We start from the raw sequence: 17,481 nt of genomic DNA, 5'->3' as shown, positions 1-17,481 counted from the left end.
AACATGTTCAAAGAGCCCTTGGTGCGGACCTTACGCCGCGTCGTCACCCGAGTCCGCTCTCGTTACCGGACCGGAACCCGCGATGGCCGAAAGGGTGCGGGAAATGGCAGGAGGGCCCGCCCCGACGAAGCGGGGAAGGCCCTCCTGGATGCCTGCCGGGCGACCGGCCGGGCTATGCGGTCATACCCAGGTGTCCAGCCACATCCGGCCCCGCCAAGAGTCCATCGGCAGGGACTGGCCGGTGTAGATCGGCCAGAAATAGATGAAGTTCCACGCGATCAGCAGCACCAGCACGCCCGCCCCGATCGCGCCCAGCGCCCGCCGGCGCTCGCTCGAACCGGCCGGCCCCAGCAAGGCCCCGATCATCATCGCCACCGCCAGGCACAGGTACGGGACGAAGACCACCGCGTAGAAGTAGAAGATCGTCCGCTCCTGGTAGTTGAACCAGGGCAGCAGACCCGCGCCCAGCGCGCACGCGATCGCACCCGCCCGCCAGTCGCGGCGGAAGAACCACCGCCACAGCACGTACAGCAGCGCGAAGCAGCCCGCCCACCACAGCAGCGGGGTGCCCAGCGCCAGCACCTCGCGGGCGCACTTGCCCGTCTCGGTCGCCGGGCAGCCGTCCGTGCCGGGCGCCGGGGACTCGTAGAAGTAGGAGACGGGCCGGCCCAGGACCAGCCAGCTCCACGGGTTCGACTCGTAGGTGTGCCCCGAGGTCAGGCCGACGTGGAACTTGTAGACCTCGGTCTCGTAGTGCCACAGGCTGCGCACCCACTCCGGCAGGAACGACAGCGAGCTCTTCTGGTCGTACTTGGCCGCCCAGTCGCGCAGGTAGCCGCCCTTGCCGTCGTCCGGGCTGAAGATCCACCCCGACCAGGAGGCCAGGTACGTGACGATCGCGACCGGGACGGTCGACACGAAGGCGGGCAGCGCGTCGCGGCGCAGCATCGACGCGTACGGGGCGCCCGCACCCGCGGTACGGCGCGCGGCCGCGTCCCACAGCACCGTCAGGACGCCGAAGAACGCCAGCGCGATGAAGCCGTTCCACTTCGTGCCCGCGGCCAGACCCAGGCAGACGCCCGCCAGGATCCGGTACGGCCGCCAACCCAGCCGCAGCGTCTCGGCGATCTTCGCATCGGGCCGGGTACGGCCCTCCTCGTCCACCGGGAGCGCGTCCGCGAGCCGGGCCCGGGTCCGGTCCCGGTCGATCAGCAGCGCCCCGAACGCGGCCAGCACGAAGAACATCAGCACCAGGTCGAGCAGCGCGGTGCGGCTCATCACCAGGTGCAGCCCGTCCACCGCGAGCAGCGCGCCCGCCAGGCAGCCCAGGAAGGTGGAGCGGAACAGTCGGCGCCCGATCCGGCACAGCATCAGCACCGACAGGGTGCCGAGCAGGGCGGTCATGAACCGCCAGCCGAAGGGATCGAAGCCGAACATCCACTCGCCGAGCCCGATGACCCACTTGCCGACGGGCGGGTGCACGACGTAGCCGGCGTCCGTCGGGAGCGCGACCGCGTGCGGGTTGTCGAGGATCAGCTTGTCGATGTCCTTGGGCCAGCTCGCCTCGTAGCCCTGCTTGATCGTGGCCCAGGCGTCCTTGGCGTAGTACGTCTCGTCGAATATCACCGCCTTCGGGCTGCCCAGGTGCACGAACCGCAGCACGCCCGCGACCAGCGCCACCAGCACCGGTCCCGCCCACGCCAGGATCCGGTTCCACGTCCCCCACACCTCGGGCCGCAGCCCGAAGGTCGTCCACAGCTGGGGGGACGGCTGCGTGTACGGGGGCACCAGGCGGGTGCGCAGGTCCGCGGGCGCGCCCGCGGGCGGCGCGTAACCGAATCCGCGCAGGCGGCGCAGCCAGGTGGGCTGCTCTTCGGCCCGCCCCGACGGCAGGGCGGGAGGTGCCCCCGCGGGGCTGGGCGGCGGCGTCGCGGTACTGGTCACCGGCACATCGTAGGGAAGAGATCTGTGTGCGCCCCAGTACCCGGGGGGCGACGGGCCACGGGACTGAGAGGATGGGCCGGTGACGACTGACCAGCCCCTCCGTACCGAACCCTCCTCCACCGTCGGCGTGCTCGTCCTCGCCGGGACGCCGATCGGCGATCTCGCGGACGCCCCGCCGCGGCTCGCGGCCGAGCTGGAGCGGGCCGACGTGGTCGCCGCCGAGGACACCCGGCGGCTGCGCCGGCTGACCCAGGGCCTCGGCGTGCACACCACCGGGCGCGTCGTCTCGTACTTCGAGGGCAACGAGTCCGCGCGCACCCCCGAACTCGTCGATGCACTGGAGGACGGCAAGCGCGTCCTGCTGGTCACCGACGCCGGCATGCCCTCCGTCTCCGACCCCGGCTACCGGCTCGTGGCCGCCGCCGTGGAGAAGGACATCAAGGTCACCGCCGTCCCCGGTCCCTCCGCCGTGCTCACCGCGCTCGCCCTGTCCGGGCTGCCCGTGGACCGCTTCTGCTTCGAGGGGTTCCTGCCGCGCAAGGCCGGCGAGCGCCTCGGCCGGCTGCGCGAGGTCGCGGGCGAGCGGCGCACGCTCGTCTACTTCGAGGCCCCGCACCGGCTCGACGACACCCTGGCCGCGATGGCCGAGGTCTTCGGTGCGGACCGGCGGGCCGCCGTGTGCCGCGAGCTGACGAAGACGTACGAGGAGGTCAAGCGCGGCGGCCTCGGCGAGCTGGCGGCCTGGGCCGCCGAGGGCGTGCGCGGGGAGATCACCGTCGTGGTCGAGGGGGCCCCGGCGGCCGGCCCCGGAGACGTGGACGCCGAGGAGCTGGTGCGCCGGGTACGGGTGCGCGAGGAGGCGGGGGAGCGCCGCAAGGAGGCCATCGCGGCGGTCGCGGCGGAGGCCGGAGTACCCAAGCGGGAAGTGTTCGACGCGGTCGTCGCGGCAAAGAATGTGGCTCAAAAGATGCCCCAGGTCGGTAAAGGGCTAACCTGAAAAGCAAAGCTCAGACCGCGCACCGGGCGCTTTGGGACATGAGTCGCCCAAATACCGTCCAACAGTAGACAGGGCCTGATGCGCTCCCGCCCGAAGAGGCGTCCACTGGCAATGGCACCAGTGGAACAAGAGGAGCTGGCATGAGTGAGATCGCTGACACCCCGGTACCCGTAGCCGCCGCGGTACCCGGCCCTGTATCCGCTCCCGTGCAGACCGTGCACGAGGCGTACTCCTTCGCCTGCATGAAGTGCGGATACGCCTGGGAGCAGGCCTACGCGATAGAACACCACGTGGACGGCAGGGGCGAGCAGTTCATCATGTACATGGTCGGCGGCGAGCGGGTTCCCTCCCCGCTGTCCAACCCGACCTGCATGAACTGCGACGGCCACGTCGTGCGCATCATGCGGGCCGGTCAGGTCTCCTCGGTACTCGGCACGATCGACAGGCTCTACCACCACCGCATCGCCCCGGGGATCGCCGGGCCGGTGCCGGCCGGGGCGAACGTCCCCCGGACCCCCAAGCCGCGCGCGCACGACGCCCCGGGACCCGTCCCGGTGGACGAGTCGGAAAGGCGCCGGGGCCTGCTCTCCCGGCTGATGGGGATCTTCCGCCGGTCATAAGATCGGCCGCATGAGCCCCTCCTCGAAAGACGCGCCGCCGCCGCTGCCCGAACCCCTCCGGGTGGCGGTCGCGGATTCGCACACCCACCTGGACATGCAGTCCGGCACCGTCGAGGAGGGCCTCGCGAAGGCCGCCTCCGTCGGAGTGACCACCGTCGTCCAGGTCGGCTGCGACGTGAAGGGCTCCCGGTGGGCCGCCGAGACCGCGGCGGCGTACGAGAACATCCACGCGGCCGTGGCCCTCCACCCCAACGAGGCCCCCCGCATCGTGCACGGGGACCCCGACGGCTGGTCCCGCCAGGGCGCGCGGGCGGGCGGCGGCGACGCGGCGCTCGACGAGGCGCTCGCGGAGATCGAGGCGCTGGCCGCCCTCGACCACGTCAAGGCGGTCGGCGAGACCGGACTGGACTACTTCCGCACCGGGCCGGAGGGGATGGCCGCGCAGGAGCGTTCGTTCCGCGCCCACATCGAGATCGCCAAGCGGCAGGGCAAGGCCCTCGTCATCCACGACCGCGAGGCCCACGCGGACGTACTGCGCGTACTGCGCGAGGAGGGCGCCCCGGAACGGACCGTCTTCCACTGCTACTCCGGGGACGCCGAGATGGCCCGGGAGTGCGCCGCCGCCGGGTACTACATGTCCTTCGCCGGGACCGTCACCTTCAAGAACGCGGCCCCGCTGCGGGAGGCCCTGGCGGTGGCCCCGCTGGAACTCGTCCTCGTGGAGACCGACGCCCCGTACCTGACCCCGGCGCCCTACCGCGGCCGGCCCAACGCCCCGTATCTCATTCCGCTGACGGTGCGCGCGATGGCCGCCGTGCGCGGCATCGACGAGGACGCGATGGCCACGGCCCTGGCGGCGAACACGGCCCGCGCGTTCGACTACTGACGCCGTCCGACACAGCCCTGCTTCGCCACCCTGAGTAGTCGTACAACTTTGGAGTGTGACGACTCCTCCGCTATGGTGCCGTGCCCCCGAACCAGCGGGTGCCGACCAACAGGGGAGTGAGCGTCGTGAGCGATACGCAGGGCAGTCACCGCCGCGGCCGACCCGGGCCGGGCCCCGGACCGACCGCCGTGTCCGCATCCGCCCCGGAGCCCACCCCCGAGTCCGCGCCGGGGTCCGGGGCCGGCTTCGGGGCGGCCGACCCCGAGGTTCCGGCCCCTCGGGGCGGTGGACGCGGCTCGCGTCGGCGGGCCCGGGGCCAGACTCTCGACCGGACCGCCGCCCCCACCCCGCAGGACGGCCCCGCCGCACCGGTCGGCGGCCGCCGCCGGGGCGCGGCGGGTGGGGCGACGGCCACGGCCCCCGCCCCACCGGGGCCGGGTCGGCGGCGCGGTGCCGCGGCCGAGGCCCCGAGCCCCGCCGCCCCTCCCGGAGCGGAGGCACCGCCGGTGGCCGGCAGGCGCCACGCCGGGGCCCCCGCCCCCGCCCCCGTAGGCCCCGGCACGGGCCGCCGCCGGGGCCAGGACCCCGCCACCACGCCGGCCCCCGCCGGCACCGGCCGCCGCCGGAGCGCAGAGCCCGCCACCCTGCCGGCCCCCGCCGGACCCGGCACCGGCCGCCGGGGCGGGGACGCCACCCCGACGGCCCCCGCCGGGCCCGGCACCAGGCGCAGACGGGCCGCGGCCGGACCCCCGCCCACCCCGGGAGGGACCTGGCGGCGGATCGTGCCCCAAGCGCTCGTCGTCGCCTTCCTCGCCGGCGGCACCACCGCCTTCGTCGCCGCCGACAAGACGGTCCGGCTCACCGTGGACGGCGTCCCCAGGAACCTCCACACCTTCGCCGACGACGTCGACGAACTCCTGGCCTCCGAAGGCCTCGGCGTCGGCCCCCACGACCTCGTCGCCCCCGCCCCCGGCGAACCCCTCGACGACGGCGAAGAGGTCATCGTCCGCTACGGCCGCCCCCTGCGCCTGACCCTCGACGGACAGCCCCGCCAACTGTGGACGACCGCCCGCACCGTCGAAGGCGCCCTGCGCCAGCTCGGCATCCGCGCCGAGGGCGCCTACCTCTCCTCCCCCCGCGAGGCCCCCGTCCCCCGCACGGGCCTCGCCCTCAGCGTCCGCACCGAACGCAGCGTCACCTTCCTCGCCGACGGAAGGGAACGCACCATCCGCACCAACGCCGCCAGCGTCCAGGAGGCCCTCGACCAGGCCGGCATCACCCTCCACGGCCAGGACACCACCTCCGTCCCCCCGGACTCCTTCCCGCGCGACGGCCAGACCGTCACCGTCCTGCGCATCACCGGCACCCGCGAGGTCCGCGAGGAACGCATCCCGTACGCCGTCGAGAGGACCGAGGACCCCTCCCTCTTCACCGGCACCGAGGTCGTGGAACGCTCCGGCAGGCCCGGCGCCCGCCGGGTCACCTACGGCCTGCGCACCGTCAACGGGGTCCGGCAGAAGCCCCGCCGCATCGCCGAGGAGACCGTCCGCGAGCCCGTCACCCAGCTCGTCAAGGTCGGCACCAAGCCACTGCCCACCTCCGTCTCCGGCGCCGACGGCCTCGACTGGGCCGCCCTCGCCCAATGCGAATCCGGCGGCCGCCCCTCCGCCACCGACGCCTCGGGCACGTACGGCGGCCTCTACCAGTTCGACGTCCGCACCTGGCAGGCCCTCGGCGGCAGCGGCCGCCCGCAGGACGCACCGGCCGGGGAGCAGACGTACCGGGCGAAGAAGCTCTACGTGCAGCGGGGGGCGAGCCCGTGGCCGCACTGCGGCCGTAGGCTTGCCCGGTGAGCACCGCAGAGCAGCAGCCCAACGAGAACCCCCCCGCCCCTTCCGACGCCCTCCTCGGCCCGGCCGACATCCGGGAGCTGGCCGCCGTACTCGGCGTGAAGCCGACGAAGCAGAAGGGGCAGAACTTCGTCATCGACGCCAACACGGTCCGCCGGATCGTGCGCACCGCCGAGGTGCGGCCCGACGACGTGGTCGTCGAGGTCGGGCCGGGGCTGGGCTCGCTGACGCTCGCTCTGCTGGAGGCCGCCGACCGGGTCACCGCCGTCGAGATCGACGACATCCTCGCGGCCGCGCTGCCCGCCACCATCGAGGCGCGGATGCCCGACCGCAAGGACCGCTTCGCGCTGGTCCACTCCGACGCGATGCTGGTCACGGAGCTGCCCGGGCCGGCGCCGACCGCGCTCGTCGCGAACCTGCCCTACAACGTGGCCGTGCCCGTGCTGCTGACCATGCTCGACCGGTTCCCCAGCATCGAGCGGACCCTCGTCATGGTGCAGTCGGAGGTCGCCGACCGGCTCGCCGCCGAACCCGGAAACAAGGTGTACGGGGTCCCCTCCGTCAAGGCCAACTGGTACGCGCACGTCAAGCGGGCCGGCGCCATCGGCCGCAAGGTCTTCTGGCCCGCCCCCAACGTCGACTCGGGCCTCGTCTCCCTCGTCCGCCGCACCGAGCCGATCAAGACCACCGCCTCGAAGGCGGAGGTCTTCGCGGTCGTGGACGCCGCCTTCGCACAGCGCCGCAAGACGCTGCGCGCCGCGCTGGCCGGCTGGGCCGGTTCGGCGGCGGGCGCCGAGGAGGCGCTGGTCGCCGCCGGGATCTCCCCGCAGGCGCGCGGTGAGTCGCTGACGGTGGAGCAGTTCGCCGCGATCGCCGAGCACAAGCCGCAGGCGGAGAGGCCGGCGCTGTGAGCACGGGTGCGGGTGCGGGTGCGGGTGTGACCGTACGGGTCCCCGCGAAGGTCAACGTCCAGCTGGCGGTGGGCGCGGCGCGTCCCGACGGCTTCCACGACCTCGCCAACGTCTTCCTCGCCGTCTCCCTCTTCGACGAGGTCACGGCGACTTTGGCGGACTCCCTGACCGTCAGCTGCACCGGCCCGGACGCCGACCAGGTCCCGCTGGACCGTACGAACCTGGCCGCGCGGGCCGCCGAGACCCTCGCGGCACGGCACGGCATCTCCCCCTCGGTGCACCTCCACATCGCGAAGAACATCCCGGTGGCCGGGGGCATGGCGGGCGGCAGCGCGGACGGCGCGGCGGCCCTGGTGGCCTGCGACGCGCTGTGGGGGCTGAACACCCCGCTGGCCGAGCTGTTGGACATCTGCGCGGAGCTCGGCAGCGACGTCCCCTTCAGCCTGGTCGGCGGGGCCGCGCTCGGCACGGGGCGCGGGGAGCTGCTGACCCCCGTGGAGGCGGGTACCTTCCACTGGGTGTTCGCGGTGGCCGACGGCGGGCTGTCCACGCCGGCGGTGTTCCGGGAGTTCGACCGGCTCGCCGAGGGCCGGGAGATCCCGGAGCCCGTGGCCTCGCCGGCACTCCTCGCGGCCCTCGCCTCCGGCGACCCGGAGGCGCTGGCGGGCGCCCTGTCCAACGACCTCCAGCCGGCGGCGCTGTCGCTGCGGCCGTCGCTCGCCGCGACGCTGGGCGCGGGCGTGGAAGCCGGTGCGCTCGCCGCGCTGGTCTCCGGCTCGGGTCCGACCACGGCCTTCCTGGTCCGCGACCCGGAATCCGCGCTGAAGGTGGCCGCGGCCCTGGAAGCCTCGGGCACGTGCCGCACCACCCGCGTGGCGTCGTCCCCGGCACCGGGAGCGGTGGTCCTGCCGTAGCCCCCCGGGGCTCCGCCCCGGACCCCGGGGGGGGCCCACCCCCGGGCCTCGGGGCGGTGGGGTCGCGCCCTCCCCCCCGGGGGCCGGCCCGCGCCCCCCCCCCACCACCCGGCGGGGGGGGGGGCGGCGCCCCCCCCCCCCCGCCGGCGTTTGAGGCGCGGGGGTTCGGGGGCGGAGCCCCCGCAACGGCGGGATACTCAGGCGGGAGTTGAGTATCCGCACCCTGTCGGCGGAGCCGGGCCGCGGGGGACCGTAGCCTCATGACAGCCAGCGCACGCGACATCGCCGGGGCCACCCCCGCCGGACGGGACCGGTACGTGGATCTGCTGAGGGTCGCCTCCCTCGGCACCGTCATCGGCGGGCACTGGCTGATGGCCGCCGTCAGCACCGACGGCATAGGGAACCTCCTCGCCGTCGTGCCCGCGCTCCAGGTGCTCACCTGGGCCCTCCAGGTGATGCCGGTGTTCTTCTTCGTCGGCGGGTTCTCGCACGCGTTGTCCTACCGGTCGCTGGTGCGGCGGAGCGACGGCCGGCCCGTCTACGCCGACTTCCTGCGCGCCCGGCTGCGCCGACTGCTGCGGCCCACGCTCGTCTTCGTCCTCGTCTGGGCCGCCCTCGCGCTCGCCGTGCAGCTCGCCGGAGCCGGTGACGGGCGGCTGAGCGGGGCCGCGCTGCGCATGGTCACGCAGCCGCTCTGGTTCATCGGGATCTACCTCGCCATGGTCGCCTTCACCCCGCCGCTGCTGAAGCTGCACGAACGCCACGGCTGGGCGGCCTTCGCCGGGCTGTGCGGCGCGGCCGCCGTCGTGGACGTACTGCGCTTCGCGCTCGGCGTGCCGTACGTGGAGTTCCTGAACTTCGGCTTCGTCTGGCTCGCCGTCCACCAGCTCGGCTTCCTCCGCGCCGACGGCCGCATCCGCCGCCCCGCCCTCCTCGCCGCCGCCGGCCTGGCCGGGGCCGCGCTGCTGGTGGCGTACGGCCCGTACCCGCTGTCCATGGTCGGGATGCCCGGCGAGAAGGTCTCCAACATGGCCCCGCCCACCCTGGCCCTGCTCTGCCACGGCCTGTGGCTCGTCGGCGCGGTCCAGCTCGTGACGAAGCCCGCCGCCGCCTGGCTGGCCCGCCCGCGGGTCTGGCGCGGCGTCGTCGCCGCCAACGGGATCGCCATGACCGCCTTCCTCTGGCACCTCACCGCCATGCTCGCCGTGTACGCGGCCCAGCTCGCCCTCGGCATCTCCCTGCCCGAGCCGGCCACCGCCGCCTGGTGGGCGCAGGTGCCCGTGCGGGTCCTGGCGGCGGCCGCCCTGACCGGAGCCCTGGTCACCCTGTTCCGCCGCTTCGAGGCCCCGCCGGCCCCGGCAGCGGCCCCCGCCGGCCCCGGCAGCGGGCCCCGCGCCGCCGCCGGCATCACCCTGTGCCTCCTCGGCGTCCTCGGGCTGTCCATGACCGGACTCGGCGGCCTGCTCGACGGCCACAGCGCGACCCTGATCGCCGTTCCCGTCACCGCGCCGGCCGCCATCGCGATGGCACTGGGCGGTTGGCTCCTGGTGGAACGGTCCGGCGCTGCCCGGCGCGTTAGGCTGAGGGGCTGATCCACACCCCTTCCCTGGAGCGCGTCTGATGGCCGTCAATCTGGTCAATGTCGAGGCAGTCAGCAAGGTGTACGGCACACGTACCCTGCTCGACGGCATCTCCCTCGGCGTGTCCGAGGGGGACCGGATCGGTGTCGTCGGCCGCAACGGCGACGGCAAGACCACCCTCATCCGCATGCTGGCCAAGCTGGAGGAGCCCGACACCGGGCGCGTCACCCAGTCGGGCGGCCTGCGCATGGGCGTCCTCACCCAGCACGACTCCCTCGATCCCGCGGCCACCATCCGCCACGAGATCATCCGGGACATGGCCGACCACGAATGGGCCGGCAACGCCAAGATCCGCGACGTGCTGACCGGCCTCTTCGGCGGGCTCGACCTCCCCGGCTTCGGCCAGGGCCTCGACACCGTCATCGGCCCGCTCTCCGGCGGCGAGCGCCGCCGCATCGCGCTCGCCAAGCTGCTCATCGCCGACCAGGACCTCCTCGTCCTCGACGAGCCCACCAACCACCTCGACGTCGAGGGCATCTCCTGGCTGGCCAAGCACCTCCAGGAGCGCCGCTCCGCGCTCGTCTGCGTCACCCACGACCGCTGGTTCCTCGACCAGGTCTGCACCCGCATGTGGGACGTCCAGCGCGGAGACGTCCACGAGTACGAGGGCGGCTACAGCGACTACGTCTTCGCCCGCGCCGAGCGCGAGCGGATCGCCGCCACCGAGGAGCAGAAGCGGCAGAACCTGATGCGCAAGGAGCTGGCCTGGCTGCGCCGCGGCGCCCCCGCCCGCACCTCCAAGCCGCGCTACCGCATCGAGGCGGCCAACGAGCTGATCGCCGACGTGCCGCCGCCGCGCGACAAGTCCGAGCTGATGCGCTTCGCCAACGCCCGCCTCGGCAAGACCGTCTTCGACCTGGAAGACGTCAGCGTCCAGGCCGGCCCCAAGGTCCTCCTCAAGCACCTCACCTGGCACCTCGGCCCCGGTGACCGCATCGGACTCGTCGGCGTCAACGGCGCCGGCAAGACCTCCCTGCTGCGCGCCCTGGCCGAAGCCGCCCGCACCCAGGGCGAGTCCCAGCCCGCGGCCGGCCAGGTCACCGTCGGCAAGACCGTCCGGCTCGCCTACCTCTCCCAGGAGGTCGGCGAACTCGACCCGTCCCTGCGGGTCCTCGAAGCCGTCCAGCGCGTGCGCGACCGCGTCGACCTCGGCAAGGGCCGCGAGATGACGGCGGGCCAGCTGTGCGAGCAGTTCGGCTTCACCAAGGAGAAGCAGTGGACGCCCGTCGGCGACCTCTCCGGTGGCGAGCGGCGCAGGCTGCAGATCCTGCGCCTGCTGATGGACGAGCCGAACGTCCTCTTCCTCGACGAGCCCACCAACGACCTCGACATCGAGACCCTGACCCAGCTGGAGGACCTCCTCGACGGCTGGCCCGGCTCGATGATCGTGATCTCCCACGACCGGTTCTTCATCGAGCGCACCACCGACACGGTGATGGCCCTGCTCGGCGACGCGAGCCTGCGGATGCTGCCGCGCGGTCTGGACGAGTACCTCGAACGCCGACAGCGGATGATCGAGGCGGCCGCCCCGGCGCCCGCGCCCGCCGCTGCCGCCGCGAAGTCCAGCTCGTCCGGTGACTCCCGCGCGGCGAAGAAGGAACTCCAGAAGATCGAGCGCCAGCTGAACAAGCTCTCCGACCGCGAGAGCAACCTGCACGCGCAGATCGCCGAGCACTCCACCGACTACGACAAGGTCGCCAAGCTCGACGCGGAACTGCGCGAACTCCTCTCGGAGCGGGACGATTTGGAGATGCGCTGGCTGGAACTGGCCGAAGAGGCCCAGTAGCCGAAGCGCGCAACCGCCCCGATAACGGCGGCGTCACGGGCCGGTCCTCCCTTGGGAACAGGGGCGGAGCGGCCCGTTGTGCGCAGGCGGGCAGTGATAGAAAGGTCATCCCCCACGACCATCCGAAGCCGAAGGTTGCGCTGATGACCGAGCCGCCCCAGCCGCCGAACCAGCCGCCGACGCCTTCCGATTACGGTCACCTGCCCGGCCCCCCGCAGCCGTCCGCGTACGGCTACCCGCCGCAGGGCGCCAACCCGTACGCCCAGCAGCCCCAGACCCGGCAGCCGCAGCAGTTCCAGCAGCCCCAACAGCCCGCCACGCAGCCGATGTACGGATATCCGCCGCCGCCCCCCGGCCCGCCCGGGATGCCGCCGACCGTGCCCGGAACCCCGCCGAAGAAGAAGTCCACCGTGCTCGTCGCCGCCTCCGTGGCGGGGCTCCTGCTCATCGGAGGCGTCGTCTACCTCACCCTCGCCGGCCGGGACGGTGACCCGAAGAAGCCCGTCGCGCAGGGGTCCCCCGCCGACGGCAAGCCCTCCGCGTCGACCTCCGTCGACAACGGCGACGGCAGTGGCAACGGCAGCGGGGAAGCCGACCTCAACTCCGGCCGCAAGCAGGGCGAGGACAAGGTCCTCTGGCTCAAAACGGTCAAGATCGACGGTCCCGGCATGGGCGTGGAGTCCCCCGGCCAGTGGGTGACCGGCGACACCGTCGTCAAGGGTGTGGGGAAGTCCCTCACCGCCTGGTCGGTCGCCGACGGCAAGGAGAAGTGGACCCTGCCCTTCCCCGCGCTGATCTGCGCCACCACCTCGCAGACCACCACCGACGGCAAGACGGTCGTCATGTACAAGGACGGCGAGTCGGACACCGCCTCCTGCACGCAGATGCGCGTGGTCGACCTCAAGACCGGCAAGGAGGTCTGGTCGAAGGAGGTGCCCAAGGAAGGGCTCTTCGACCTCTTCACCAGCCCCACGGTGGACATCACCGGCGACACCGTCGCCATCAGCCGCGGCGGCAACGCCAGCGCCTTCAGGATCAGCACCGGCGACAAGCTCTTCAGCGGCAACCAGGCCGAAGGCTGCGGAGCCGACTCCTACACGTCCGGCAACGGCAAGATGATCGCCCTCGCCACCTGCCGGGACGAGAACAGCACCGCCGAGGTCCAGGGCATCGACCCGGTCACCGGCACGAAGGGCTGGACGTTCCGGCTCCCCCCGAAGTTCAAGGTCACCGGCATCTACTCGGTGGACCCGGTCGTCCTCGACCTCGGCAACGAGGAGAGCAAGGAACGCTCCATCGTCGTCATCGGCCCCGACGGGAAGCAGACCGCCACCCTCAGCGGCGAGGGCAGCTTCCCCGTCGGCTGCGGCGACACCGGCCTCTTCCGCTCCCTGACGACGTGCGATTCCTCCGCCGTCGCCGACGACACCCTCTACCTGGCCACCAAGGCGTCGGGCGGCAAGGCGAACGAGATCGTCGCCTTCGACCTGGCATCCGGAAAGGCCAAGTGGCGCACCCCGGCCGGGGACGGGCGCACCATCACCCCCCTCAAGGCCGCGGACGGACAACTGGTCTTCTACCGCCTGGCCGAGGAGGACAAGGGCGGCGAGATCCTCTCGATCCCCGCCGCCGGTGGCACCCCCACCGCGCTCCTGCGCAACCCGTCGGGCCCCGCCGCTCCGATCGAGCACTCGTTCCGTCTCCCGAAGGTCGACTGGGTGGACGGACGGTTCTTCATCTCCACCGGCCGACTGAAGGCCGAGGGCAAGGAAGAGAAGCTCCTCATGGTCTTCGGAAAGTGAACGTGTCCGACAGCCACCCACCGAGAGGCAGTAGCAACGCATGAGTACCCCGCCGCCCCCCAGCCAGCCGCCGTCCGGCGGCTTCGGAGCGCCGCAGGATCCCCCGCCGGGCGGCTTCGGCCCGCCGGGCGGGTTCCCCCCGCCTCCGCCGCCCGGGCCGTCGGCGCCCGCGCAGCAGCCGCCGGCCCAGCCCGCGACCATGCCGGCCCAGCCCGCGGCCCAGCCCGCGACCATGCCGGCCCAGCCCGCGGCCCAGCCCGTGCCGCCGCCGCCCGCACCGCCCGCAGCGCCGCCAGCCCCCGGACAGCCCGCGTACGGCTACCCGCAGCCCGGACCCGGCTACGGATACCCGCAGCAGCAGCCCGGGCCCGCCACCACGCCCATGTACGCCCCCCAGCCCCCGGCGACGACGGGCGCCCCGGCCGGCGGCGGCAACGACAAGCGCAACCAGCTGATGATCGTCGGCGCGGCCCTGCTGGCCGTCGTCCTCATCGTCGGCGGCGGACTCTGGTACGCCTCCGGCACCGGCGACGACGACGGCGGGCACACCACCGCGGGCGGATCCAGCGCCTCCACGGGCAACGACAAGCCCCAGGAAGGCGGCGCCGGCAAGGAGAACGCGCCCTCCAACCCGAAGGCGAAGACGCTCTTCAACCTGACCAGCCCGCAGCCCGCCGAGCAGGTCGGCACCATCGGCTCCTGGATCACCGACTCCACCTACGTGAAGTCCGACGTGTCCAAGGTCGTCGGCTACAACCTGGTCGACGGCGGCAAGAAGTGGGAGATCCCGCTCCCGGGCGAGGTCTGCGGGGCGACGAAGCACGTCAGCCAGAACAAGTCGGCGATCCTCTTCCGCCCCACCCAGCCGACGGCCGAGACCAAGTACCCGGCGTGCACCATGGTCGGCGTCATCGACCTGGACGCCGGCAAGCTCCTCTGGTCCGCAGACGCCAAGAGCGCCAGCGGCGGCGACCGGCCCGCGAACCTGCGCGAGGTCACCATCAGCGGCAACACCGTGGCCGCCGCGGACATCTCCACCGGCGGCGCCGCCTGGAGCCTCGCCGACGGCAAGCCCCTGTGGGTCCCCAAGGTCGACGCCGAACAGTGCCGCGACACCGGCTACGCCGGCGGCGAGGCCCTCGCCGTCATCCGCAAGTGCGGCCAGAGCCCCAACTACACCCTGTACGCGCAGGTCCTGGACCCGAACACCGGTGCGCCCAAGGCCTCCTACAAGCTGTCCCCGGGCATCGACTACGCGAGCATCGTCTCCACCAACCCGCTGATCGTCGGTGCCGACGTCGGCAAGACCGCGAAGAACGCCACCGGCGTCAGCGACCTCTTCGTCGTCGACGACAAGGGCGAGCTGAAGGCCCGCATCGCGCTCACCTCCGGGAACTTCGACGGCAGGTGCGCGGCCACCGACGTCGAGAAGTGCACGGGCATGGTCGTCGGCAACGGCAAGCTCTACCTGTCCTCCTACGAGCACCAGGGCAAGGAGGGCATCAGCCGCACCAACGAGCTGCTCTCCTTCGACCTGTCGACGGGCAAGCAGACCTCCGACCGCGCCGACGCGGGCGAGCGGTACCAGATCACGCCGCTGCGCATGGACGGCCCGAACGTCATCGCCTACAAGGAGCCCCCGTACGACAAGGGCGGCCAGATCGTCAGCATCGACGGCAAGACGATGAAGGAAACCCTCCTCATGGAGAACCCGGCGGACAAGGCGAGCCAGCGGGCCGAGACCGCCTTCTCGCCCGAATACTCCGAATACCGCTACCACAACGGGAAGCTCTTCATCTCCCGCACGTCGGTCCGCAAGCCGATCTCGGACAGGGACCCGGAGTACCTCTTCATCTCCTTCACCGCGAGCTGACGCCCGCGCCGCGCCGCCACGTGGCGGGAAGCCCCCGGAAGGTCCGTCCTTCCGGGGGCTTCTGCGTCGATACCGGAGCGGACCGTCGAACAAGCGTGTAGCTTGCCGGGTCAGATGATTCGGGGGTGGGTGCCTCAATGGGCGTACGGGTCGTGGTGGTCGACGACCACCGGCTGCTGGCCGAGGCGCTCGCCTCTGCCCTGAAACTGCGCGGTCACCGGGTGCTGGCGGCCACCGCGCCGTCCGCGGGTGCCGCCGAGCTGGTCATCAGCCGGGCCCCCGAGGTCTGCCTGCTGGGGACCGCGACCCCCGCCGAGCCCGGGGTGTTCGAACCGATCGTGCGGATCAAGCGGGAGCGCCCGCAGATCGCCGTCGTCGTCCTGGGCCCGGTGCCCAGCCCGCGCGGCATCGCCGCCGCCTTCGCCGCGGGCGCCTCGGGCTACGTACGCCAGGACGAGCGGATCGAGGGCGTGGAGCGCGCTCTGGCCAAGGCGCGGGCCGGGGAGCCGGCCATCGCCCCCGGGCTGCTCCAGGGGGCGTTCGCGGAGCTCCTGAACCCCGCCGCCCAGCCCGACGACGAGGGCAGCAGGCTGCTGCGGCTGCTGACCCCGCGCGAGGTGGAGGTGCTGGTGCGGGTCGCGGAGGGCGAGGACACCCGGCTGATCGCGGCGGGCATGGCCATCGCCCCGAGCACCGCCCGTACGCACGTGCAGCGGGTCCTGATGAAGCTGGGCGTGGGTTCGCGGCTGGAGGCGGCCGCGCTGGCCGCCCGTACCGGCCTGCTGGACCGGGCGGGCCCGCCGCGGGGCGTGGGGGAGGCTTGATCGGGGCCCCGGATTTCCCCGGAGCCGCCTCATCCGGTAAGCCAGTCTCCTAGTACGCGCGTACCCCTGTGCGCGTTTCCCTGGGAGAGGCAGTAGTCGAGTGAGCAAGTACCTTGTAACGGGTGGGGCCGGATACGTCGGCAGCGTGGTCGCGGCGCACCTGCTGGAGGCCGGCCACGAGGTGACCGTCCTCGACGACCTCAGCACCGGCTTCCGCGAAGGCGTCCCGGCGGGCGCCTCCTTCATCGAGGGCCGGATCCAGGACGCCGCGCAGTACGTGGACGGCTCCTTCGACGGCGTCCTGCACTTCGCGGCCTCCTCGCAGGTCGGCGAGTCCGTGGTGAACCCGGGCAAGTACTGGCAGAACAACGTCGGCGGCACCATGGCCCTGCTGGCCGCGATGCGCGAGGCGGGCATCGGCAAGCTGGTGTTCTCCTCCACCGCCGCCACCTACGGGGAGCCGACGGAGGGCCTGCTGACCGAGGCCTCGGTGACCGCGCCGACCAACCCGTACGGCGCCTCGAAGCTGGCCGTCGACCACATGATCGCCGGTGAGTGCGTGGCGCACGGCCTGGCCGCGGTGTCCCTGCGCTACTTCAACGTGGCCGGCGCCTACAAGGAGTTCGGCGAGCGCCACAGCCCCGAGACCCACCTGATCCCGCTGGTGCTCCAGGTCGCGCTGGGCGAGCGCGAGGCGATCTCGGTGTACGGCGAGGACTACCCGACGCCCGACGGCACCTGCGTCCGCGACTACATCCACGTCGCGGACCTCGCCGAGGCCCACCTGGCGGCGCTGGAGAACGCCACCGCCGGCGAGCACCTGATCTGCAACCTGGGCAACGGCAGCGGGTTCTCGGTGCGCGAGGTCGTCGAGACCGTCCGCAAGGTGACCGGCCACGAGATCCCCGAGGTCGTCGCCGCGCGCCGGCCCGGCGACCCGGCGAAGCTGGTGGCCTCCGCGCGCACCGCCCACGAGCGCCTGGGCTGGACCCCGAGCCGGCCGGACCTCACCGGCATCATCACGGACGCGTGGAACTTCGCGCGCAGGGACGCCTCCTGAACCACCCCGCTCATCCGCTTTCCCACGCGCCCCCCGCACCCTCCGGTGCGGGGGGCGCGTGTCTGTCAGGCACACGCGGTTTGCGGGCGCTGTGCGCGGGCGCCCGGCGTGCACACGCCGGGTGAAATGCACCCCGTGCAACTGCCCGTGGCACACGCCGGTGCGGATGCCGCCATCCGGACCTTCGGTGCAGTCGAATTCAAGCCACCACAAAGCCCGTTCGGGCCGTCCCCACAGGAAAATCACAGGGAAAACTTCTGCTATTCGGCCAACCGCGTGTCGCCCCCGGCCCTACGCTGATGCGTGACACCGGTGGGGGCCGGTGTTGATTCAGGGGTCGAGACAAGTCGGGTACGACGTCCGGTCCGGGGTAG

At 72.9% G+C, this 17,481-nt stretch carries 13 protein-coding genes; 12 read left to right on the top strand and 1 reads right to left on the bottom strand.

The window, feature by feature from the left end:
- Window positions 1-180: 180 nt before the first annotated feature.
- Window positions 181-1,944, bottom strand: a complete 1,764-nt coding sequence (locus ACFYYJ_RS18340) for a dolichyl-phosphate-mannose--protein mannosyltransferase (protein WP_385132522.1) — start codon at window positions 1,942-1,944, stop codon at window positions 181-183.
- Window positions 1,945-2,023: 79 nt separating this feature from the next.
- Here ACFYYJ_RS18340 and rsmI point away from each other — a divergent pair, with 79 nt between their 5' ends.
- The 12 genes from rsmI to galE all read left to right on the top strand — a co-directional run bounded on the left by rsmI (window position 2,024) and on the right by galE (window position 17,107).
- Window positions 2,024-2,941: a 16S rRNA (cytidine(1402)-2'-O)-methyltransferase gene (gene rsmI / locus ACFYYJ_RS18335; RefSeq protein ID WP_389133631.1), complete on the top strand. Its 918-nt coding sequence runs from the start codon at window positions 2,024-2,026 to the stop codon at window positions 2,939-2,941.
- 140 nt (window positions 2,942-3,081) lie between these two features.
- A complete protein-coding gene (locus ACFYYJ_RS18330; protein WP_385132517.1) occupies window positions 3,082-3,561 on the top strand; it encodes a hypothetical protein in 480 nt (159 codons plus the stop codon).
- A 10-nt stretch (window positions 3,562-3,571) separates the two neighbouring features.
- On the top strand, window positions 3,572-4,447 hold the full coding sequence (locus ACFYYJ_RS18325; protein ID WP_389133627.1) for a TatD family hydrolase: 876 nt from the start codon (window positions 3,572-3,574) through the stop codon (window positions 4,445-4,447).
- Between the two features lie 506 nt (window positions 4,448-4,953).
- The gene (locus ACFYYJ_RS18320; protein ID WP_389133997.1) at window positions 4,954-6,300 is read left to right on the top strand and encodes a ubiquitin-like domain-containing protein; all 1,347 of its coding nucleotides are present in this window, start codon (window positions 4,954-4,956) and stop codon (window positions 6,298-6,300) included.
- Window positions 6,297-7,208 carry a 16S rRNA (adenine(1518)-N(6)/adenine(1519)-N(6))-dimethyltransferase RsmA gene (gene rsmA / locus ACFYYJ_RS18315; RefSeq protein ID WP_384737176.1) on the top strand — a complete coding sequence of 304 codons (912 nt, stop codon included), beginning with the start codon at window positions 6,297-6,299 and terminating at the stop codon, window positions 7,206-7,208. The genes ACFYYJ_RS18320 and rsmA overlap by 4 nt, the downstream gene beginning before the upstream one ends.
- Complete coding sequence (locus tag ACFYYJ_RS18310; RefSeq protein ID WP_389133623.1) at window positions 7,205-8,122, top strand: 4-(cytidine 5'-diphospho)-2-C-methyl-D-erythritol kinase; 918 nt, start codon at window positions 7,205-7,207, stop codon at window positions 8,120-8,122. The genes rsmA and ACFYYJ_RS18310 overlap by 4 nt, the downstream gene beginning before the upstream one ends.
- Window positions 8,123-8,382: 260 nt before the next feature.
- Window positions 8,383-9,714 (top strand): acyltransferase, encoded by a 1,332-nt coding sequence (locus ACFYYJ_RS18305; protein ID WP_385365772.1) that lies wholly within the window; start codon window positions 8,383-8,385, stop codon window positions 9,712-9,714.
- Window positions 9,715-9,742: 28 nt separating this feature from the next.
- Window positions 9,743-11,548, top strand: a complete 1,806-nt coding sequence (locus ACFYYJ_RS18300) for an ABC-F family ATP-binding cassette domain-containing protein (RefSeq protein ID WP_389133620.1) — start codon at window positions 9,743-9,745, stop codon at window positions 11,546-11,548.
- A gap of 143 nt (window positions 11,549-11,691) precedes the next feature.
- Window positions 11,692-13,350 carry a PQQ-binding-like beta-propeller repeat protein gene (locus tag ACFYYJ_RS18295; RefSeq protein ID WP_389133617.1) on the top strand — a complete coding sequence of 553 codons (1,659 nt, stop codon included), beginning with the start codon at window positions 11,692-11,694 and terminating at the stop codon, window positions 13,348-13,350.
- A 199-nt stretch (window positions 13,351-13,549) separates the two neighbouring features.
- Window positions 13,550-15,223, top strand: a complete 1,674-nt coding sequence (locus tag ACFYYJ_RS18290; RefSeq protein WP_389133614.1) for a PQQ-binding-like beta-propeller repeat protein — start codon at window positions 13,550-13,552, stop codon at window positions 15,221-15,223.
- A 137-nt stretch (window positions 15,224-15,360) separates the two neighbouring features.
- Window positions 15,361-16,047 (top strand): response regulator transcription factor, encoded by a 687-nt coding sequence (locus ACFYYJ_RS18285; RefSeq protein WP_385365773.1) that lies wholly within the window; start codon window positions 15,361-15,363, stop codon window positions 16,045-16,047.
- A gap of 100 nt (window positions 16,048-16,147) precedes the next feature.
- Window positions 16,148-17,107 (top strand): UDP-glucose 4-epimerase GalE, encoded by a 960-nt coding sequence (gene galE / locus ACFYYJ_RS18280; RefSeq protein ID WP_389133611.1) that lies wholly within the window; start codon window positions 16,148-16,150, stop codon window positions 17,105-17,107.
- Window positions 17,108-17,481: the final 374 nt, after the last annotated feature.

Origin of the sequence: Streptomyces sp. NPDC002467 (genome assembly GCF_042889825.1) — a bacterium.
Lineage (GTDB): Bacteria > Actinomycetota > Actinomycetes > Streptomycetales > Streptomycetaceae > Streptomyces.
Note: the sequence above shows the minus strand (reverse complement) of the source record. Positions and strands in the feature narration are given on the sequence as shown.

What these genes read in the sequence shown, in the direction of transcription:
- ACFYYJ_RS18330 (WP_385132517.1), top strand. Translation starts at nt 3,082, where the DNA reads ATGAGTGAGATCGCTGACACCCCGGTACCCGTAGCCGCCGCGGTACCC.
- ACFYYJ_RS18325 (WP_389133627.1), top strand. Translation starts at nt 3,572, where the DNA reads ATGAGCCCCTCCTCGAAAGACGCGCCGCCGCCGCTGCCCGAACCCCTC.
- ACFYYJ_RS18305 (WP_385365772.1), top strand. Translation starts at nt 8,383, where the DNA reads ATGACAGCCAGCGCACGCGACATCGCCGGGGCCACCCCCGCCGGACGG.
- ACFYYJ_RS18300 (WP_389133620.1), top strand. Translation starts at nt 9,743, where the DNA reads ATGGCCGTCAATCTGGTCAATGTCGAGGCAGTCAGCAAGGTGTACGGC.
- ACFYYJ_RS18295 (WP_389133617.1), top strand. Translation starts at nt 11,692, where the DNA reads ATGACCGAGCCGCCCCAGCCGCCGAACCAGCCGCCGACGCCTTCCGAT.
- ACFYYJ_RS18290 (WP_389133614.1), top strand. Translation starts at nt 13,550, where the DNA reads ATGCCGGCCCAGCCCGCGGCCCAGCCCGCGACCATGCCGGCCCAGCCC.
- ACFYYJ_RS18285 (WP_385365773.1), top strand. Translation starts at nt 15,361, where the DNA reads ATGGGCGTACGGGTCGTGGTGGTCGACGACCACCGGCTGCTGGCCGAG.